Origin of the sequence: Neobacillus citreus (genome assembly GCF_018343545.2) — a bacterium.
In the GTDB taxonomy this organism is placed as follows: Bacteria; Bacillota; Bacilli; order Bacillales; family Cytobacillaceae; genus Neobacillus; species Neobacillus citreus.
Genome location: NZ_JAGYPE020000040.1, coordinates 32,557 through 53,006, shown reverse-complemented (window position 1 = coordinate 53,006; position 20,450 = coordinate 32,557). Strand labels below are relative to the sequence as shown.

The following is a 20,450-nucleotide window of genomic DNA, read 5'->3' as shown; positions in this document are numbered from 1 at the left end:
TTCCTCTGAAGGGGGGTGAGGCCGCTGATGGTTACTTTTGTTGAAGCAATGACTCTGATGTTTGGATTTGGAATGTTTATTCTAACATTTATCTCAGTGTTAATCGCTCTCTTCAAAAAGAAGTAACCTTCCCCCCGCACCTGCCAGTGTAAAAGGGTAATGGTTACTTCTTTGCTCATAATATAGCTTGGCGGTCACTGCACTTCATGCAGTGTGGCTGTATATTAGGGATGCTAGTTGGCGCTAGTATCCCTTTTTTATGCTATGCTGTATATCTTTATTATATGCAACAAATTGGTATTTTACAAATAAAAAAGAGTATCTGTGGATTTGGATAGGTAAAGCCTCTATAAAAAAGCAACTCTGTTAACAGAGCTGTCATACTTAATAATGCTTATTCAACATATTGTAGACTATCGACGATTTTTACCGCATCCTTAATGGGACCTTTATAAAAAAATTTATAAACAAATCCATCACCCCCAGGATATGTTAGTATATGCATGATAAGTGATTGATCGCCTATTTCTTTGAGGAAAGGGGCATTCCCCATTTTTATTTTTCCTTAAAGAATGTTTTCCGCTCATTGGTAATCCAATTGTCCAGATCGTCTTGGCTGCGTCGGACAAGTCGGTTTACTAGCACATCGTGCCACACATAATCCTCTAATAAATAAATATGGACAGGGTCATCTGTATAAAAAGCAACACTACGCTCCTCAATAGATGGTCCGTAAATCATCTCTTTAGAATCTATGGATAAAATAAACCAACGCTCTGTAGAAGGAGTTTCAGTAAAAGTTGTGATGCGATGTACTTCTAGATTTTTAATAGGATTTTCAACATGTATGGTAATACCTTGTAGAGTGACGTTATCAGCCGCAGCCTCAGCCAGTTCGTCTTTCAACACCTCATACATATCGTCCCACATCGAAATAACAATACGGCTGTTTGCTTTTTTTATTAAAGTCTGACAATAGCTAATGATGGTTTGATAGTCCTTTAAAGTAATCACTCGATTGTCTGTTTTTTCCGCAGAAGCTTCTAAACTTCTTAATGAATCACTTATTCCCGTATAAGTCGATTGCCACTCTGATTGAGCCTTCTGCAAAAAAATTTCAACGGGCAAAGGGGAATAACGAGTGGTGTCATTAATTTCTTCTTTCAAGACAATCCCTTTATCAACAAGAGTACTTAACACATCATAAATTCGTGCTCTTGGGACACCTGACTCCTTACTAACTTGGTAGGCTGTGACAGGACCTTGTTTAACAAGAGATAAATAAGATTTAGCTTCGTATTCGTTAAAACCTAATTTTTTGAGACGTTGCACGATGTCGACCACTTTTTCCGTCCTCCAATTTATTTCCTATATTTCCAATTTACAATACCTATTTACAATAAGCAATTCATTAGTTACTATTTTAGTAGTAACTACATGAAAGGCTGAATGACATGCATTTTGACTTAGACCCAACATTATTAATGATTTTGATTCTTTTCGGATTTTTAGCAGCATTTATTGATTCGGTTGTCGGTGGCGGCGGCTTGATCGCATTACCTACACTATTATTTACAGGGCTGAATCCGGCAGGAGCAGTAGCGACCAATAAACTAGCCTCGACTATAGGTTCTTTAACGAGTACATTTATGTTTTATCGGTCAGGTAAACTAGATATTAAGTCAGTTTATAAATTATTTCCGCTCACTTTTATTGGTTCGATGCTCGGTGCGTGGACTGTTCATTTGATAAATCCTGAAGTGCTTAAGCCATTGATGCTGGTCATGCTAGCGGCAGTTGCTATTTATACGATTTTCAAGAAAGATTGGGGCAGCATTTTTTCAAGTCCAAAGAAACTGTCCTTCCAACATTTTATTATGTTTACGATGGCCATTTTTGCAATTGGTTTCTATGATGGATTTCTTGGTCCTGGGACAGGCTCATTTTTAATTTTTTCCTTTTTATTGGTTGGCTTCGATTTTTTAAAAGCTGCGGGGAATGCTAAATTTTTAAACTTTGGCAGTAATATTGCCGCATTGTTCATGTTCATGTTTCTAGGACAAGTAAATTACACGTATGGATTAATCATGGGAGTGGCACAGCTTGCTGGTGCCATTTGCGGCTCAAAATTTGCGATCAAAAGAGGAAGCGGCTATGTTCGTGCGCTGTTTATTGTCGTTACCTGCTTATTGCTGGCGAAAAATATTTATGATTATATTCATTAAATTCAAAAATACTGTACGCCTTAAAGGGGTACAGTATTTTTGGGACCCTTTTGTTATTCGTTTAATAATAAAAGGTTCGATTAATTCAACTTAAATAATTAATTTGTATACTATTTTTATCAACTGAAATAAAATATGGGGGATTCACGTGAAAAAACAGCGAAACATTATTTTATACATTGGGACTTCAATTGATGGCTATATTGCAAATGAGGATGGTACATTAGAATGGTTAGAATCAACAGAAGTAGAAGGGGATTCTGGCTACAATGCACTCCTTGAAAGAATTGACACGATTGTTATGGGAAAAGGAACCTATGATGTCATTCGAGGATTTGATATGGATTACCCTTATAGCGGTTATGAAAATTATGTATTTTCTAAATCTGTTAGTGGGTCAGATGAATATGCCTCATTTATTAATGAAGAGGTCAAAACTTTCATTAAAAATATAAAACAAAAGCCTGGAAAAGATATATGGTTAGTTGGTGGAGGAAATTTAGCTGGTGAATTTTTTAAAGAAAATTTAATTGATGAAATTCAATTAGCCATTGCACCGATTATTTTAGGAAAAGGGATCTCCCTATATACCGGAGATGACATTACTCAAAAATACACATTAACGAAAGTAGAAAAATTAGGTCAGCTTGCTATGCTACATTACATAAAAAAATAATTTACAAAAAGTGGGATGATGAAGATGCAAGGAGGGTTATTTTTATAGTGATTCAACCAAACATGGCTTCAAAAGCTATAGCCGAAGTGTGGAAAGAAACAGTGGAGGTTTTTCAAAAATACAATGTTCCAATTACCGAAAAGGCATTACAGGTATTAGTTACAGAAAACACTATCAAAATTTTATTAACTGAATTAAATAAGGTTGTCGGAAGTTCCACTGCAACTTGCATAGAAGGAGGCTGACAAATGCCATCTAAAAAGGAGTAGGCTACTCCATTTATGAAAAAAGCTGCTTATATATTTTGAAACAATAGTTGTGTGAATTAAAAACTATTTTTAATAACTAGTAAAAAAGTGTATGTAGTGAATTCATGCACTTTTTTAATTTTATCGCTTTATTAAAGATTAATGTTGACTTTATTGTTAACTCAAATTTTGCATAAAGAAGCGCTTCAGGAATAGTTTTTGATAGTAGGTATAAAAATGTTTTTTCATGAATTTAATAGCGTTAGGGAAAGATTAAAGATTTAGAAACTTATAGCATCTCTGACAGGGGAGAAGGTGGATGGTCACATGTTTTTAATGAAAAGGAATTCTTGGTGTATCGTTCTGGGAATAATTTGGACACTTATTTTTGCAGGAATGAGCTTTTATTGGGCAATGGGCGGCTTAATGGGAATTAAATCTCTAGGGGGTTCCATTTACGAAATGTCATTAAATCCTTCCCGTTCATTTGTGGCCATCGTTTGGCTTACAGGTTTCATTAAATTACTCGGTGTCATCTTCCTTTTAATGCTGATTATTCGTTGGAAAAAACAAATCATGAACAGAATGCTTTATTACACGGCAAAAATTGGTGGTGCATTTTTGTTCTTGTATGGGTTTCTCAATTTCATCACAATTCTATTAAATGCATTTCATATTCTGGAATTTAACCTGGGCCCATATGCTACCTTTTGGAGACTATTCTTTTGGGAACCATACTGGATGGTTGGTGGAGTTTTTTATTTTTTTTCCGTCAAAAGAATTTTTTTAAAAATTTAGGTTCAATAATATGGACCAAAAGTGACAGAATGAAACTTAATAGATTTAGTTAACCGTTAAATTCACTTACGCCACTACTGGAGTTTAGTGAAAAAAGAATTAAATATAATCTCGAGAATTTAAGGGGATTTTAGGAGTTTTATAGAAAAATATTAAGAAAAATCCCTTTCTTATTATAATATACGAGGAGTATGAAGATGGAATTACAGACTGAAAGACTAAAAATCGTACCTTGCACAGATGAATTATTATCAACAATTACACCAGAAGATTACAAAATAGGCCCTCATATAAAGATGTTTTTGGAGAAACTTAAAGAGGATTCTACTCAATTTGGTTGGGGTGTTTGGCTAGTTATCAATAAAGAAAACAATACGATTATTGGTGATATTGGATTTAAAGGTAAACCTAATTCAGAAAATACGGTTGAAGTAGGATATGGAATGATCCCTTCAGCACGAAACAAAGGTTATGCAACTGAAGCCGTAAATAAAATTATTAAATGGGCATTTACGAATGATCATGTAGATAAAGTAGTTGCTGAGTGCCTACATGATAATATTCCATCCATTAGAGTGTTAGAAAAGTTGAAGATGAATAAAATTGGAACTGTGAATGATATGTTAAGATGGGAATTAAAAAAGGTGAGATGAGTTCATTGAATTGCGCTATAATTAAATTTTAAAGGGGGTGCGTACAGATGGAGAATCACGTTAGATTGTCTGGTACTTCTTTCACTCATGCAAAGCCAATTATTAGAAAGGCGATACTTTGCATGGGGCGAAACATTTAATTTTATCGCTGAATAAGCTTTTCTAATATTTTGGCTTTGCACCTTATTTTATTCAAAATCAAATAAGGGGCGAGCAAAATTGAAGTATATGAATGCAAGCATAGTTTTACCCGAAAAGCTAATTGTGGAAATCCAAAAGTATATTCAGGGTGAAACCCTTTATATCCCTAAACAGGAAACGGAGTATCGGAAATGGGGAACTTCAAGTGGAGGAAGACGGCTGCTTGACCGCCGAAATACTGCCATTAGAAATTCTTTTATAAGTGGCAGCAGCATCCAGCAACTGGCTGAGGAGTATTATCTTTCACCTGAAACGATTAAGAAAATTGTTTATTCACATAAAAAGTAGGGGAGCAGCACTGGTGAAAATCCTTCATCAGTGCTGTTTTTATGTAAAAAACGATTCTAAATCATTTTTTCCATTTTTTAAGGTTGATATATTTTTTAAAATAAGTGTAAAGAGACTTCAGCAAAATGAATGGAGATAGAAGAGATGACCGAAAAGTTTATTAAAAATGAACAATTAAATTTTATAAAAAAACAGATTGCTGTCATTAAGGACAGCACCAAAAAGAACGTACCTCAAAACGTTTTGACTGCTGTGATTGACTTAGCCAATGCCAAAATCTCCGATCTATTTCCAAATGCCTCTTCGGAACAACAAGAAATGTTGGATCTTTCGAGACTAAAAACAGATAAAGAGTATGAGCAATATATCCAGCATCTTTCAGACTATTTGCTGCCCTTTCCAAGAATCACCGAACAGCAATTGAAAAAAATGTTTCCGAAACATAAAAAATTAAAAATGCCTGATTTATCAATTATCGACCACAACAAGTTGACTTATTTAAGCTGGAACGACCTAAGATCCAATAAAAAATTTATAGTATATGAACTTGATGGGAAATTGGTCGGCATTGAATGCGAATTTGCACTGACTAGTAAAAAAAATCTTTGTTCCTTCTGCAATTGCTTTGGTGAGGTTGCCTATTTTTCCACCGTAACAAAAGCGAAAAAATCAAATAACCCAGATTATTACAAGTCCATTGGAAATCTTATTTGTGCCGATAGCAGAGAATGCAATAAAAAAATAACCAATGTTGATTATTTAACAACTTTTCTAAAAGACTCACAAGGAATCTGAAACTTATTGAGAAAAGGCGCTCTCCATACACAAGAAAAACGCCCTCTATTTGAATAACCATTTACTTAAAACAGTACCTTATATCACTTGAAGGTAAACAGCTTTGAGCGATTCTGCAAGTTATAAGACAATTCGGGAATCTCTGCTACGGTAGTCCTTGTTTTTTCTTCACAGTTGTGCCCAGTATGATCAAGGCAACATAGATTACGATGGCAATCGAATCTATAAGCGTATCCGTAAGAGCCGTAACGTCAAGTAATGCTGTTACGCCAAGGATGACCATCAGTCGGACAATCAGGATTGCTGCTATCATCCCTGCGGCAAAACGGATCTTCGACCGCTCACTTTGGAAAGACATGAGAATGAACGCGATGCCGAAGATCAGGTTTTCCGCGGTTATAATGTGCCAAACATACGTGAATACCGTTCGGGTATCCATGGATATCGTCTTAATGTCGAGCGTCTTCAGCACAGCGGCTTGCCCGTTCCATGCATGCGTGACAGCAAACAGCATCGCAAGAACACCTGCAATCAGATAATAAAAATTCCTAACCTTGATGATGATCACAACCCTCCTTAGAAATTACCGGTTTATTTCCTCGGATATCCTTGTAAAGCTCGCGGACGAATTCTGCCAACCGTTGGTCGCTTTCGTTACTAAAATCTCTTAACGTTTCGGCTGCCATACTAAGCAGCAGGCTGACCTTTTCCAGATGGTGAATCTTCATGCGCGTTTCTGCGTTCTTTGCATCGATGAAAGCAGCAGCCTCTTCACAGTAAGCGGAGTTGAGATTTTCCATCTTTCGTAAACCAAGTTTCTCCTTGATTTCATCAAGAGAGAAGTCCGCAAACTGCATGATCTGAATATTCATCAAGTCTATGAGGTCATCCCCCGAATACCTGCGGTACCGATTGTCATCCCGAGACGGCGAGACAATCCCGATCCGGTCATAATACCTAAGTGTATCCTTGGGAATCCCAAGTATCTGCGAAACCTCTTGAATAGAATAAAGTTTTTCCATGAATTCAGAATATCATTTGAGTTGACTCCAATGTCAAGAGGTTTTTTGAATTTTTTATCAATATAGGCAGGCCGACGTGCAGAGGATGTGAACAGCCAGTCAGTTCGAAGCTTGAGCTTGTTTTCGCGCGATGTTGTTTTAAAATAAAATTTGATTAAACATACTTCATAAACCCCATTTTACGAAAAAAAGATGGATAAACATGGATTCTCCTTCACTGGATTTTAGTTTGGCTTTAATATCTATCCGTGTTACTCAATAATCTGGCCTATATTGGCATTCCAAAAGAAAATAATTTAGTTTATAATACGGCTATCATATTTTTTTAGGGGTTATTTATGGGACTTATTTCAGGAAAAGTTATAATTATCGCTCTGTTTTTATTGATCATTACCATGATTGAAACATTAGCTTATTCAACAAGAATTTCAGGAGCCAGAGTAAGATTAATCGCCACTGCTTTATCTTTGTTTAGTACATTGGTGATTGTTTCAAGGTTTTCCACAATGATTCAACAACCTCTTACAGCAAAACTTATTGCAGAGGCACCTGATGTAAACAAATTGCACTTTATAGAGGAACAATATAGGATCTTAATAGCTGTGACCTCCATAGGGGTTTTGTTGGGGATACTTTTATTTCCAACGTTTATCAATATCTTTTCAAGAGCCATTGTTCAACTTTCAAATCAACGTGGTTCAATCATTGCGCTGTTTGTTCATCAATTCAATCGAAATGGCTTAAGAAAAGTTTTTATGTGTTTAAGGATGCCGAGATTTGCATATCTGAAGGGAATTACCTTAAAAACCATTCCAAAACGGCTCTTTGTGATTAATGTCATCATTTCAGCTGTTTTTACGATTGGCGTTCTATCTTCAATTTATGCTTCAATGTTAGTTCCTAAAGATTATGCTCAAGCAGCATTAATGTCATCTGGAATTATTAATGGTATAGCAACGATTCTTTTGACATTGTTTATTGACCCCAAAGCGTCGGTGTTAGCTGATCGAGTAATGAAAAAGCAAACCGATTACATTTACTTAAAAAGCTATTCTCTGACGATGATAAGCTCTAAATTCCTGGGGACAATTGTTGCTCAACTACTATTTATCCCTGCAGCATACTATGTAGCTTGGTTTGCTAAGTGGATTTAATAGTTCTTGTTCAACAGAGGGGGTTCTGCCGGGATATTTTTATCATGAGAGGAAAAGAGCATTATTGCCTCTGTAACTAAATGATTATATTCATTAAATTCAAAAATACTGTCTTCCATATTGGGATACAGTATTTTTATTTTGCCTTCTATATATTGGAATAGGTATTATTTTAATATGATAGTTTAGTGGAAGAATTTGAAACAGGATGCAATTTGACTCAAAGGGGTTATATGAATGGTAGTTGAAAATAAATTGACAAAAAAATTATATCGACGACTGATGTTGCGAGATTTATTTTTGGGAAGTAAGAGCAGTTTGTTTATCCTTCTACTATATATCATGTGGTGGAGAATTCTTTACACCATTACAAAAATAGGACAATTGAAAACGAATATTCCGATTTTTATAGGAATCAGCTTTCTGCTATTATTTATGTTTATCCATATTTTTGTTACCTATCGTAAGCTAGTGAAAAGAGAGATAAACGCTAAGCCTGTTCATCCAAACTTTTGGAAATGGACAGTTATACTCTTTTCACTGGTTACGATGGTTGGAGGATATTATGTTGGATCTAATGCGGTTAATTTTAACGGAACTTTAGCCTGGCAAATCCAGGAGTTAAAAACAGAGACACGGGTCAAGCTTGAGAATGATAATTTTTACACAACAAAGCTAGATGGGATAATCGATTCTGTCAATGAGAAGATGAAGCTGGAACCGTATCTAATGACCAATGATTTAAGGATAGACTTTGAAAAGGATGGGACAATCGCAGAAATTTATATTTATATTTACGGCTTTGACCAAGACAAGAAATTGCAATCAGGATATTTAATTTATTTTGATAAAAAAAAGAACAATAAGGTAAAAATCCATAAACAAGATTGGAACGGGGAAGGAACAACGGTTTATGATCCGAATAACGATTTATCGATCGTCATCAATATGCTGAAATGGATACCCGTTAAAGAGGAAGTAAAACGGTGGAATGAAGGACGTTATGCTGTACTGTATAAAGGAATAAGAAACTGGGGGATTACTAGGGATGGGATTCACTATATAGATGAAAAAGGCAAGGCTATTCCTTCCATAGCTGACCCAGGAAACTCAGGACCAACCATCTCCTTATACATTCCAGGCAAGGAGGATATGATTCCTCCACAGCGGTATATATATAAACCATTTTTTCGTGAAGAATAATTTTATATTTTGAATGAAGGATGAATTCCATTGAAAAAAACGAAAAGTAGATTAATCCTTTTTAGTTCCATATTAATTGTTATCTTCATTATCTTCCAAATGTTTAATGGGGTTCATGAAAATCCCAATACGAAACCAGTTGAAGTAAAAAAGGTAGATATAAACAGTAAACTCCCTTACACAGTCCAGGTAGAAGAAAGTGATCAAAAACCAGAAACGATTGCTTACCGAATCTGGTTTGATTTCATGAATCAGTTAGTGAGTGAAGGAGCGATTACCAATAAGAGCTTTACCAGATTTACCAAGTTATCGGGGGATGAGAACTATTTTATTGCGGCGGTCGTTTTTCAAGTTCAGTTACCTGAAGGAACACCAAAAATCGATTACGGTTGGGGAAAGATGCAGGATGATCGTTTCGTTCAAAATATCGTTTGGAAACTAAGCATCAAAAAGGAAGAAAATTTAACGTACACGTTAACAAATATTGAAAGAACAACCGATACGCAAATCGGACTGCCGCCTGTTGAAACGATGGAAGAATATCGAGAGAATGCCGGAATTGAAGAGCCATCGAAAAAAATAAATTATGAGATTAAGGATGATAAGCTAAGGGTCACTTATAATAGCGGTAAAAGTTGGAAGGTAGTTCCTGTTGCGGTTGAAGATTTATTAGGCAGTACGGATCAAAAATTGCTGTATGGCAGCTATGTGATTACATCGGAGATAACAGCGTTTGTACTTAACAAAGGCTTGACGGTTCTGATTAGTAGGGATAAAGGGAAATCCTGGGATGAAGTGTTGGTTTCAGACCAGCTACCTTCATTAAGGCTGCGAATACTGGGATTCACATCGGGTAAGGATGGTTATCTCATCGTTACAGGTGATAAAACGATGAGTTGGGAGGCACACTTTATTTTTAAAACCAACGATGGCGGCCAGTCATGGTATAACGTTGGACCGGCGAAAGACGTCTATTCTTTAGTGACGGACGGGGGTTTTATTAACGACCAATTAGGATTTATCTCCTTTGGGGAATATCGCTTTGAAGATCAGCCGCCAGTGCCAAACCTGTATAGGACTACAGACGGAGGAGTCAACTGGGAACGCGTCGAGGTCCCGATACCGGAAGAATATCAGGGTTATTTCACAATAGCAGAGATTCCTGCTTTTAACGGAAATGAAGGAATTTTATTAGTGAATCAAGGTCCAGAAGGGGATTATTTGGGAGGGAAGGTATTGGCAAAGTTTACCTCTCAGGATCAAGGTAAGACATGGTCCTTTGCAGGCTTAGTCGATCCAGATGGGGTGCTTGGTGCAAGGAAAAAGTGAATAGGCTAGGTTTTATGGAGCATTTCTTTGTCATGAGGAATGCTTTTTTTTGGGAATTATCATTAAAACGCAATAAAAACATCATAAAATAGGATAAATATTTATTGAAAATCTACAGAAATGTGCCATTAGAATCAGGGCTTTGTACCATTTCGGATTTATTAGTTTTTCAGACAGTAACAGCAGATTATACGACAGTAAACCTTTCTCAATAAAATAGTCGATTGCAAAGTTTGGTATCTTTGTCCAATAAATACAAAATATTCGGAATTTTAACAATAAGTTTAGCGTTTGATACCAATTGTTGTAAAAATATTACTATGCTATTCTACTTGTAAGCGATTTCGATATAGGTAAAACAAAACGTCGTTTTGTTATTTGTTTGCCTTTGGAATTTAGTTTCCAAAGGTCTTTAAATAACTAAAATTATCTGAATTATGGGAATAGTTTGTTTGATAGTAGATTTGTAAAACAAGGGGGTAATACTAGGTGGAAGTCCAACAAATAGCCGAAAATACGATAGAAACGAAGAAAGTCAGTTACTCGGACGTAAAGAAAGTTGTTTTTGGAGCAGGTATGGGGAATTTGATTGAATGGTTTGATTACGCTTCATACGGATATCTAGCTACGGTCATCGCTGCAGTCTTCTTTGCCCCCGGGAACGAACGAGCCGCATTGTTAGGTACATTCGGGGTGTTTGCCATCTCTTTCATCGCAAGGCCAATAGGGGGAATCGTTTGGGGACATTTTGGTGACAAGCTTGGGCGAAAGCGGATCTTGACTCTTACGATCATCATGATGTCACTTGGGACATTTCTAATTGGGCTAATTCCCAGCTATGCTACGATAGGAATGGCCGCACCCGCGTTACTGCTTCTCTGCCGTCTTGTTCAAGGTTTTTCGGCATCGGGTGAATATGCTGGAGCTTCCTTGTTTATTGCCGAATATGCCCCGAGTTCACGCCGGGGACTTCTTGTCAGTGTTGTGCCGGCGAGTACCGCGGCAGGACTGTTACTAGGGGCTTTAACAGCTGCAGGTCTTGAATTTTCTCTAAATCAGGATGCATTGCACAGCTGGGGATGGCGTATTCCCTTTCTTGTATCAGGTCCTCTAGGTTTAATCGCCTTGTATTTGCGGACGAGAGTTGAAGAAACGCCTGCTTTTAAAGAGATGGACCATGAAAAGCCGCAGGATCCAGTTTTCGAGAGCATTCGTCAGAACTGGAGAAAGATCATCATTGCTTTCGGAGTAATCTGCCTCAATGCCGTTGGTTTTTATACTATTCTTAGTTACATGCCGACCTACCTTACTAATGAGTTGGGCTTTGACAGTGTTAAATCAATACTGTCGACCATCGCTTCACTTGGAACTTATGTAATTTTTCTACCTATTGTTGGTACACTTGCAGATCGCATAGGTAGGAAGCCAGTGCTGATTGGAGCCAGTTTATTGTTTATTTTATTTTCCTATCCGGCCTTCATGCTTCTACCCTTGGGAGGAGTTTACGCCGTGTTTGCACAGATCTTCCTTGGGGCCATATTGGCCGGAAATGATGGCGTGCTCGCCACGTTCTTATCAGAGATGTTCCCAACCTCTGTACGCTTTACGTGCTTTGGATTGTCTTTCAACTTGGGAAACGCCATTTTTGGTGGAACTGCACCATTCATTGCTACATTTCTCATTCTTCAAACAAACAACAAATTTGCACCTGCCTTCTACTTAATAGCCGCTTCCTTAATAGCATTTATTGCTTTGTTAAAAACCAAGGAAACGGCGAACAAGTCTCTATAATAATGAGTGAAAGGACGGCATCCATTTTCCTGGCTGCCCCCCAACAATATGAATCTTTGACCACCATACCATTTCTTCTGGTATTTAGGTTGATACGACGGCTTATACCGTCGTATTTTTTTGTTTGAGCAAAATATGTTTCAATGATTATTACGCTAGCAGATAGTCGATATAAGAGGTAAGGTCTAGGTACTTGTTCTCATTAAGAAGAAATTGGAAAATATTATAATAAGTTTAAAGTTAAAAATTCAATATTTTCTTTTGTAAAAATTGTTAACGCCTTGTTTTGTGAGGGTTAAAATTCAGTTAAACGAAAGGAAATAACTAGAAAAAATGGTAAATTAGTAGTATACCTCTAGTGCTTCCTACAAGAGAAAGGAGGATATATTGATAGATTTAGAAGATTATTTGGAAGTACTATTTTATAGAGGGTAATAAATAAACAAATTTAAAGGAGGAACACACGTGGAGAGGCTTAGAAAACAGTTATTTGCTATAACGACTATGTTTGTCATGTTAATCAGCATGGTTCTCCCATATCGGGCACAAGCGGCTGAAACTATTACGGTTGCTCAGGCAATTGCGAATAATACTGGGACAGCCACTGTGACAGGTTATATTGTAGCTTATACAACAGGTGGCGGTGGTGGAAAAGCTACATATGATTTTGAGGCTCCATTTAAAGATGATACAAACTTCGCCATTGCTGATAGCCCTACGGAAAGAGACGCAACGAAAATACTACCTGTTCAAATCCCTAGTAGTTTCCGCTCAACTTATGGATTATTAACGAATCCCTCGATTGTAGGTAAAAAGGTTTTTGTAACGGGTTCGCTTGAAGCTTATTTTTCAGTACCTGGCCTAAAATCTCCAACGGCCATTTCGTTTGATGGCACAACACCACCACCTGATGAACCCGGAACTGGCGAAATAGGCTTAAAAATTCGCGACATCCAAGGTCAATCACATACTTCACCTTATAAAGATAAAAATGTCGTAGATGTACCTGGGATCGTTACCTACGTAGTAGACGGCAGCAATTTTTACATGCAGGATCCAAACCCAGATAACAACTCTAATACATCAGAAGGCGTTCTTGTCTACAAGCCATCCCATGGTGTGGCAGTGGGGGATAGCGTAACCGTTTCAGGCCTTGTTAAAGAGTGGGTACTAGATGGTTATGCAGAGAAACTGCAAACCGATTTAGCCATGACAGAAATTAATGCCCAATCAGGCAAGGTTACAAAGGTTTCTGGTGGAAATCAGCTTCCGGCCCCAATCGTAATTGGTAGGGACGCGATACCGCCGACTTCTGTCATCGACAACGATCGATTTGGTACATTTGACCCAGCAGAAGATGGCATTGATTTTTATGAAAGCTTAGAAGGAATGCTTGTATCCATTGAAAATCCGACTGTAACAGGACCACAGAAATATGGAGAAGTACCTGTCATTACTGGTCATGTGGATGGAAAAGCATATACAAAAGAAGGAACTCCTCTTTTAACAAAAGAAAATCAAAATCCTGAGAAAATGCTTCTTCAGCTTGATGACCGGAGCTATGTAACGAAAGCAGGGGATTCCTTTGATGGGACTGTCACAGGAGTGGTCAGTTATACGTTTAGTAACTTTAAGATTCTCACAAAAGCAGCTAATCTACCTAACCTAGTAGAACGCCCAAGAACGAATGAAGTAACGACGATTCAAAAAGAAGAAGACAAACTAACCATCGCTGGTTACAATATCGAAAACTTTGTAGCAACAGACACTGCCAAGCGCGATAAGCTAGCAAAATCAATGGTCGAGAACTTAGGATCTCCCGATATCATTGGTCTTGTTGAGGTACTTGACGAAAGTGGGGAAACGAATAACGGTGTTGTCAAAGCTGATGCAAACTATAAGGCATTAAGTGATGCAATCAAAGGCTTTGGCGGACCAGCCTATGCTTGGACAGACATCGCACCAGTGGACGGGAAAGACGGTGGAGTACCGGGAGGAAATATTCGTGTAGGATATCTTTACAATCCTGCTCGTGTGACGCTGAACGATGCCCCTAAGGGAAATGCCACAACAGCAGTCGCTTACGAAAATGGTTCTCTGACATTAAACCCTGGCCGCATTGATCCAACTAATGCTGCATTTAACAGCAGCCGTAAGCCGCTTGCAGCGGAGTTCACTTTCCAAGGAGAAGAAGTTATTGTCATTAACAATCACTTCAACTCAAAAGGTGGAGATCAGCCTTTATTTGGAAAAAATCAACCGCCGTTCCTTGAAAGTGAAGCACAACGTGTGCAAATTGCAACGATCGTAAATAACTTTGTCTCTAACATAAAAGAAAAGAACGAGGACGCAAATGTAGTAGTATTAGGCGACTTAAACGATTTTGAGTTTTCAGCACCACTAGCAGCATTAAAAGGTGATGACCTAACGAACTTAGTTGAAACGCTGCCTGCTTCTGAGCGATACACATACAACTATCAAGGAAATGCACAAGTGTTGGATCATATTTTAGTCTCTAATAACTTAGCTCAGTCAGCAAAGCTTGATATCGTGAACTTTAACTCTCCGTATATGGAAGAGCATGGACGTGCTAGTGACCATGATGCATTGGTTGCTCAATTAGATTTAAGTGTGGAAAAAGGACCATTTACGCTGTCACTTCTTCATACAAACGATACACATGCTTATGTAGAGCAATTCCCACGGCTAATTACGGCTGTGAACGAAGTGCGTTTCCAGAAGGAAAATAACCTGTTGCTAAACGCTGGGGATGTGTTTTCAGGAACCTTATATTTCAGACAGTATCTAGGTCTGGCAGACTTGTATTTTATGAATCAGCTAGGCTTTGATGCTATGACTCTTGGAAATCACGAGTTTGATAAGGATTCGGCCACTCTTGCGAACTTTATCAAGCAGGCAGAGTTCCCAATTGTGTCTTCCAACGTAAACATGACAAAAGATCCTGAATTAGGACCGCTATTCAATACCTCACTCGGTGGAACGAATGAACAAGGGGAAATCTTCCCGGCCATTATTAAAAAAGTGGATGGAGAAGAGGTAGGGATATTTGGATTAACAACAGAAGATACAACATTCCTGGCGAATCCTGGCGACGACATTGTTTTTGAAAATGCAGTCGAAAAAGCCAATGAGACAGTTGAAAGGCTTGAAGCACAAGGTGTAAACAAAATTATTGCTTTATCCCACTTAGGCTATCAACCAGATTTGGATTTAGCGAAAAAGGTAGACGGGATTGACGTCATTGTTGGCGGGCATTCCCATACAAAACTAGATGTTCCAGTGGTTGTCGAAAAAGCGGAACCGACACTAATTGTCCAAGCCAACGAGTATTTAAAATACCTTGGTGTTGTGGATGTAACATTCGACGAAAATGGTGTGATTTCTGATTACGCCGGTGAACTAAAGGATTTAAGTAAGTATGCAGAGGATGCAGCTGCAAAAGCGAAGGTGGAGGAGTATAAAGCTCCATTAACAGAACTTCAAAAGCAGGTGGTAGGAAGTACATCTGTAGCATTAAATGGTGAACGTGCTGATGTTCGCAGCAAGGAAACGAACCTAGGAAACTTAATTGCAGACGGAATGGCAGCTAAAGCCAATGAGTTCATCCCAACGTATATCGCCATGCAAAATGGCGGCGGAATCCGTGCCTCCATTGATCAAGGAGATATTACATTAGGAGAAGTGTTAACGGTACTGCCTTTCGGCAACAGCCTAGTCACTCTTGACCTAACAGGAAAAGAAATTCTTGCTGCCTTAGAGCATAGTGTGAGCGCGCCTGGTGCAGGTGGATTCATGCAGGTATCAGGACTAAAGTTCAAGTACGATCCAGCGAAACCAGTTGGTGAACGCGTCTGGTATGTCGAGGCTTTAACGGCTAATGGTTATGAAGAACTCCAACTGGATAAAACATATCGAATAGCGACGAATGCCTTCACTGCGGACGGTGGCGATGGATACGGAATGTTTAAAACTGCTAAGGACGAAGGACGGATCACAGAGTTATACATTGTAGACTTTGAAGTGTTTACTTCCTATTTAGAAAAGTTCAATCCGGTTTCACCAGTGATTGAAGGTAGAATCGTGCAAGAAGTTGCGGACACCGTAGCTCCAGAGGCTCCTTTTGTAAACGAAGTTTCTGACCAATCGACTAAAGTAACAGGCAAGGCCGAAGCAGGTTCAACGGTAGAAGTGTCTGTTGATGGAACCATTCTTGGTTCAAGTACGGCTTTGGAGGACGGCAGTTTTGTCATCGAGATTGCGAAACAAGCAGCTGGAACCGAGTTAGCTATTACGGCAACAGATTCAGCTGGCAATGTGAGTGAAGCGACAGTCGTGACAGTTAAGGATGTAACTGCACCAGATGCTCCACAGGTTGATCCTGTCATTCATAATGATACGGTTGTCACAGGTACAACAGAAGCCGGTGCAATTGTTAAGATCATGATGGGCAATGTGGAGCTAGGCACAGCTGCAGCAGATGCAAACGGTAATTTTATGGTATCTATACCAAAGCAAAAACATAAGAATTTCTTAACGGTAACGGCTACAGATGCTGCTGGCAATGTTAGTAAGGAAACTGTTGTTGACGTATTAAAGAAAAACGAATAGTAAGTGTGAAGGCAGGTTCCTGTTTGGGCAACCTGCCTTTTTGTATTTAAACACAATATTACAGAAACCGTATATTCAAGGAACGAGAAGGTTAGCTAAAATAAATACTCATCCGCATATGTCATATATAATTTGAAGATTCAGGACGAATACCCAGGAATTTATCCCAAATAAGCATATGCTCTAATGGAAAAGGAAATGAGGAGGATGAAAGTGAGTCCGTATAATCATATAAATTATATTGTCCATATTCCAATTGATGAAAGAATAGGTTTGGGTGGACCAGGCTCGGGGGTAGGCTTTTCACCAGGACTTGGTTTAGGTGGACCAGGCTCAGGGTTAGGTTTTGGACCAGGACTTGGTTTTGGGGGACCAGGATTTGGACCTGGTTTTTATCCAGGTATGGGCTTAGGTGGTCCGGGTTCGGGCGTTGGTTTCGCACCAGGACTTGGTTTAGGCGGACCAGGCTCAGGTTTAGGTTATTATCCTGGACTTGGGTTTGGCGGACCAGGCATTGGATATGGCCATCCATACCCATATCCATTTCACCACCATTATTACCCCCATTATTAACAATTGCTGATATAAAAAAATTAAACCCAGTATGATGTCTCTAAAAACCAGGCGTTTCTACAATAAGTGGAGACACTTGGTTTTTATTAATTTAATTTGAAATGGTTAGGACTGTTAAATAAGACAAGAAGTATTCATTATATAAGCAAATTTTATAAACAGCAGGTCATACAAAAATTAAAAAGGAATCGAGTTATGACCAGACCAGATATATCCATAAGCCTACATAGCAATCTAAAAGCTCTTTCAGAACGATTTAATGGTTTATCCAATTTGAAAATAAGAAAAATATACGTCGGATGCATGGGGACGGTTCTCATGCCTCACTTTTTAGGCTAAAGTGAGGCAAAAGAACCGTCCCCATGCCTCAATTTAGATTAAGTTATCCCGAATATGATTTGAATGGAGGAGAATACTAACTCAAAACTCGAAAAGGGAGATTTTTCTTAATGGAACCGCTAACGCCAATTAATATAAGTTCAGAAAAAACGGACCTAACTGAAAATCTTACTTCAGCAGAAATGGGCAAACTTTGGGCGACCTATATGGGTAACAGTATGTCAGGATGCATTTTACGCTATTTCCTTCAACATGTTGAGGATCAAGATATTAAGACATTATTAGAGAACGCATTAAAATTAAGCACGGATTTTATGAAAAAAACAGAAGCAATATTCAATAAGGAAAATTTCCCGATTCCGAAAGGTTTTTCCGTAGAAGAAGATCTAAACGTTGGTGCTCCTCGTTTATTTGAAGATGAATACTATGTTCATTATCTTAAATATGCTTCCAAAGCGGGGTTGAGCATATATCACATTGCAATACCGCTTGTTTATAGAAAGGATGTAGAAGAGTTCTTTATTTATTGTTTGGATTCCACCATTGCTTTGATGAAACAAATCAAAGAGATATTAATGGGTAAAGGTCTTATTATCAAACCCCCGATTATTCCAGTACCCGATAAAGTGGAATTTGTTCAAAAAGAATTTTTAAATGGTTTTTTGGGAGATGTACGGCCATTACACGCATTAGAAATTACTCACCTTTACGACAATATTGAAAATAATGTAACAAGTAAAGCACTCATTATGGCTTTTAGCCAAGTGGTAAAATCGGAAAGGATTCGAGAGCTGTTTATTCGCGGGAAGAAAATGACTCATAAACATGTTGAAGCCTACATGGAAAAACTCCATAAAGAAGATTTGCCTACGCCATCTTATCTTGACCATTTGGTTACAAAATCAACTTTTGCCCCATTTTCAGATAAATTAATGTTGTTTCATAAGATGGATATGTTCTCTATGAAAATTAGGGCATTTGGAAATTCTGAGGCAGTAAATGGTAGACATGATATAGGGCTTATGTACACAAAGTCATTATTGCGCCTTGCATCATTTGTTGAAGATGCAGCAGAGATCATGGTGGAGAACGGTTGGATGGAGCAGCCCCCCTATGCCGTTGAAAGAAATAAGTTAGCTAAAAAGGAGTAACCATCCCATATTCTCATGGCCTAACAATTTGTTCTAAAAAATCTAAAAGAAAAAGGTTAGAAAGATTTGAATCCAAAAGAAAAATTGTTATGGAGTATCGCACTCCCTGGATTTGGTCAATTACTGAATGGAAAATACCTTAAAGGAATCATATTTATATCATTAGAATTTCTTATTAATGGTCAATCTCATTTTAATGAATTAATCTTGCTTAGTTTTAACGGTGAAATTGAAAGAGCCATTGACAAGACAGAATACCAATGGCTAATGTTTTATCCGTGTGTCTATTTTTTTGCCATGTGGGATTCATTTAAAGATGCAGGTGGCGGTAAAGAACCTTATTCGTTCTTACCCTTTGTTCTATGTGCTTTTTTCGTTACTGTGGGCCTTATGTATTCAGCAAAGGTAAAGATATTTGGGTTTCCCTTGGGAACAGTTTGGTTTCCAATGTTATGCGTGGTTCCAGGTGTTGTTATAGGTATAGTATTAAAAGCATTATTGAAAAAGTTTTTTAGTAAAAGTGTACCGGATGATTAAGGTACACTTTTTTGCATCGTTTTTTTACCCGACCAGACCCTGTCCTTTTTCGATTCATTTGACTAAATAAAGGGTGAAAAAACAAGGAGACGATGATTGTTTAGAATTTGCCGGAGCAGGCAGGGAGGGGAAGCTTAATGAAAAAGCAAATAGCCGGCTTGACCCTTATCGCAGGAGCAGCCCTTCTGGCATTGCAGCCGGAATCCCTCCAAAACAAATGGAGCAGCGTTCAACAGAATAGAGAAATGACTCCTGCAATAGCGTCTACGTTTTATACACAGAAGCGGGTACCGACGGTTCTAGTAGAAACCATCGATGGAGATACAATCCGTGCAAGAGTGAACGGAAAAGTTGAAGCGGTCCGCTATTTATTGATTGATACCCCGGAATCGAAAAAGCCGGGAATGTGCACCCAGCCTTATGCGAAAGAAGCTTTTTCAAGGAATGACGAGCTGGTGAAGTCAGGAGTCTTGACTTTGGAATGGGAAGAGGGGAACACAAGGGATTCTTACGGTCGGTTGCTAGCCTATGTGTATGTCGATGGAAAGTCGGTTCAAGAAAGCCTGCTGAAGGAAGGATTCGCGCGGGTGGCTTACGTAATGAATCCTCCCTATAAATATCTAACTTTATTTAAGGACGATGAACGGCTAGCCATACGCAACAAAGCTAACATCTGGAGCCGTCCAGGGTTTGTGACGAAATGGGGATTTAATGGATGTTTAGATTGATAAAATTTGGTTTTCTGGGTGCAGGTACAAATTTGAGTATTGTTTAACGAAAATGTTAGATAGAAATTTTTGTTGAATAGTTTAGGAGCCTTATTAGGTGCTTCAATAAC

Annotated in this window: 20 protein-coding genes; 17 read left to right on the top strand and 3 right to left on the bottom strand. The window is 38.2% G+C overall.

Features of this window, described 5'->3' with window-relative positions; all coding sequences use genetic code 11:
* Positions 1–27: 27 nt before the first annotated feature.
* A complete protein-coding gene (locus KHB02_RS30070) occupies positions 28–126 on the top strand; it encodes a putative holin-like toxin (RefSeq protein ID WP_378582383.1) in 99 nt (32 codons plus the stop codon).
* Between the two features lie 429 nt (positions 127–555).
* Here the strand turns inward: KHB02_RS30070 and KHB02_RS19420 are convergent, their stop codons facing one another.
* Entirely contained in the window at positions 556–1,344 is a 789-nt protein-coding gene (locus KHB02_RS19420; protein ID WP_241113974.1) for a TrmB family transcriptional regulator, read from the bottom strand.
* A gap of 110 nt (positions 1,345–1,454) precedes the next feature.
* On the opposite strand from KHB02_RS19420, the gene KHB02_RS19415 reads away from it, so the two are divergent.
* From KHB02_RS19415 to KHB02_RS19385, 7 genes are all read left to right on the top strand, one after another.
* Positions 1,455–2,225, top strand: a complete 771-nt coding sequence (locus tag KHB02_RS19415) for a TSUP family transporter (protein ID WP_213145658.1) — start codon at positions 1,455–1,457, stop codon at positions 2,223–2,225.
* A 148-nt stretch (positions 2,226–2,373) separates the two neighbouring features.
* Positions 2,374–2,901, top strand: coding sequence for a dihydrofolate reductase family protein (locus KHB02_RS19410; RefSeq protein WP_213145659.1), 528 nt, complete (start codon positions 2,374–2,376; stop codon positions 2,899–2,901).
* A 47-nt stretch (positions 2,902–2,948) separates the two neighbouring features.
* Entirely contained in the window at positions 2,949–3,146 is a 198-nt protein-coding gene (locus tag KHB02_RS19405; protein ID WP_338088308.1) for a hypothetical protein, read from the top strand.
* Between the two features lie 330 nt (positions 3,147–3,476).
* On the top strand, positions 3,477–3,947 hold the full coding sequence (locus KHB02_RS19400) for a DUF3995 domain-containing protein (RefSeq protein WP_241113973.1): 471 nt from the start codon (positions 3,477–3,479) through the stop codon (positions 3,945–3,947).
* Positions 3,948–4,144: 197 nt separating this feature from the next.
* Complete coding sequence (locus KHB02_RS19395; RefSeq protein ID WP_213145660.1) at positions 4,145–4,600, top strand: GNAT family N-acetyltransferase; 456 nt, start codon at positions 4,145–4,147, stop codon at positions 4,598–4,600.
* Positions 4,601–4,819: 219 nt separating this feature from the next.
* Positions 4,820–5,089, top strand: coding sequence for a CD3324 family protein (locus tag KHB02_RS19390; protein WP_213145661.1), 270 nt, complete (start codon positions 4,820–4,822; stop codon positions 5,087–5,089).
* 144 nt (positions 5,090–5,233) lie between these two features.
* Positions 5,234–5,884, top strand: coding sequence for a FusB/FusC family EF-G-binding protein (locus tag KHB02_RS19385; RefSeq protein WP_213145662.1), 651 nt, complete (start codon positions 5,234–5,236; stop codon positions 5,882–5,884).
* A gap of 145 nt (positions 5,885–6,029) precedes the next feature.
* Here KHB02_RS19385 and KHB02_RS19380 read toward each other — a convergent pair whose 3' ends face one another.
* Together KHB02_RS19380 and KHB02_RS19375 are read right to left on the bottom strand one after the other, a co-directional pair.
* Positions 6,030–6,452, bottom strand: a complete 423-nt coding sequence (locus KHB02_RS19380; protein WP_213145663.1) for a hypothetical protein — start codon at positions 6,450–6,452, stop codon at positions 6,030–6,032.
* Positions 6,433–6,906 (bottom strand): MerR family transcriptional regulator, encoded by a 474-nt coding sequence (locus KHB02_RS19375; protein WP_213145664.1) that lies wholly within the window; start codon positions 6,904–6,906, stop codon positions 6,433–6,435. The genes KHB02_RS19380 and KHB02_RS19375 overlap by 20 nt, the downstream gene beginning before the upstream one ends.
* 338 nt (positions 6,907–7,244) lie before the next feature.
* Between KHB02_RS19375 and KHB02_RS19370 the strand changes: the two genes are divergently transcribed.
* The 9 genes from KHB02_RS19370 to KHB02_RS19330 all read left to right on the top strand — a co-directional run bounded on the left by KHB02_RS19370 (position 7,245) and on the right by KHB02_RS19330 (position 20,340).
* Positions 7,245–8,060 (top strand): lipid II flippase Amj family protein, encoded by an 816-nt coding sequence (locus KHB02_RS19370; protein ID WP_213119301.1) that lies wholly within the window; start codon positions 7,245–7,247, stop codon positions 8,058–8,060.
* Positions 8,061–8,297: 237 nt separating this feature from the next.
* Positions 8,298–9,263 (top strand): hypothetical protein, encoded by a 966-nt coding sequence (locus KHB02_RS19365; RefSeq protein WP_213145665.1) that lies wholly within the window; start codon positions 8,298–8,300, stop codon positions 9,261–9,263.
* A 30-nt stretch (positions 9,264–9,293) separates the two neighbouring features.
* Positions 9,294–10,592, top strand: a complete 1,299-nt coding sequence (locus KHB02_RS19360) for a WD40/YVTN/BNR-like repeat-containing protein (RefSeq protein WP_213145666.1) — start codon at positions 9,294–9,296, stop codon at positions 10,590–10,592.
* A 489-nt stretch (positions 10,593–11,081) separates the two neighbouring features.
* Entirely contained in the window at positions 11,082–12,383 is a 1,302-nt protein-coding gene (locus KHB02_RS19355; RefSeq protein ID WP_213145667.1) for an MFS transporter, read from the top strand.
* A 465-nt stretch (positions 12,384–12,848) separates the two neighbouring features.
* Positions 12,849–17,012: a 5'-nucleotidase C-terminal domain-containing protein gene (locus KHB02_RS19350; RefSeq protein ID WP_241113972.1), complete on the top strand. Its 4,164-nt coding sequence runs from the start codon at positions 12,849–12,851 to the stop codon at positions 17,010–17,012.
* A 213-nt stretch (positions 17,013–17,225) separates the two neighbouring features.
* On the top strand, positions 17,226–17,585 hold the full coding sequence (locus KHB02_RS19345; protein WP_213145668.1) for a hypothetical protein: 360 nt from the start codon (positions 17,226–17,228) through the stop codon (positions 17,583–17,585).
* A 449-nt stretch (positions 17,586–18,034) separates the two neighbouring features.
* A complete protein-coding gene (locus KHB02_RS19340; RefSeq protein ID WP_213145669.1) occupies positions 18,035–19,075 on the top strand; it encodes a DUF3231 family protein in 1,041 nt (346 codons plus the stop codon).
* A 66-nt stretch (positions 19,076–19,141) separates the two neighbouring features.
* On the top strand, positions 19,142–19,612 hold the full coding sequence (locus KHB02_RS19335) for a hypothetical protein (protein WP_213145670.1): 471 nt from the start codon (positions 19,142–19,144) through the stop codon (positions 19,610–19,612).
* A 137-nt stretch (positions 19,613–19,749) separates the two neighbouring features.
* Complete coding sequence (locus KHB02_RS19330; protein ID WP_213145671.1) at positions 19,750–20,340, top strand: thermonuclease family protein; 591 nt, start codon at positions 19,750–19,752, stop codon at positions 20,338–20,340.
* Positions 20,341–20,450: the final 110 nt, after the last annotated feature.

Bases quoted from the DNA above. Each gene is read 5' to 3' on its own strand.
- KHB02_RS19375 (WP_213145664.1), bottom strand. From the start codon at position 6,906: ATGGAAAAACTTTATTCTATTCAAGAGGTTTCGCAGATACTTGGGATT.
- KHB02_RS19365 (WP_213145665.1), top strand. From the start codon at position 8,298: ATGGTAGTTGAAAATAAATTGACAAAAAAATTATATCGACGACTGATG.
- KHB02_RS19385 (WP_213145662.1), top strand. From the start codon at position 5,234: ATGACCGAAAAGTTTATTAAAAATGAACAATTAAATTTTATAAAAAAA.
- KHB02_RS19330 (WP_213145671.1), top strand. From the start codon at position 19,750: ATGAAAAAGCAAATAGCCGGCTTGACCCTTATCGCAGGAGCAGCCCTT.
- KHB02_RS19415 (WP_213145658.1), top strand. From the start codon at position 1,455: ATGCATTTTGACTTAGACCCAACATTATTAATGATTTTGATTCTTTTC.
- KHB02_RS19340 (WP_213145669.1), top strand. From the start codon at position 18,035: ATGGAACCGCTAACGCCAATTAATATAAGTTCAGAAAAAACGGACCTA.
- KHB02_RS19395 (WP_213145660.1), top strand. From the start codon at position 4,145: ATGGAATTACAGACTGAAAGACTAAAAATCGTACCTTGCACAGATGAA.
- KHB02_RS19370 (WP_213119301.1), top strand. From the start codon at position 7,245: ATGGGACTTATTTCAGGAAAAGTTATAATTATCGCTCTGTTTTTATTG.
- KHB02_RS19400 (WP_241113973.1), top strand. From the start codon at position 3,477: ATGTTTTTAATGAAAAGGAATTCTTGGTGTATCGTTCTGGGAATAATT.
- KHB02_RS30070 (WP_378582383.1), top strand. From the start codon at position 28: ATGGTTACTTTTGTTGAAGCAATGACTCTGATGTTTGGATTTGGAATG.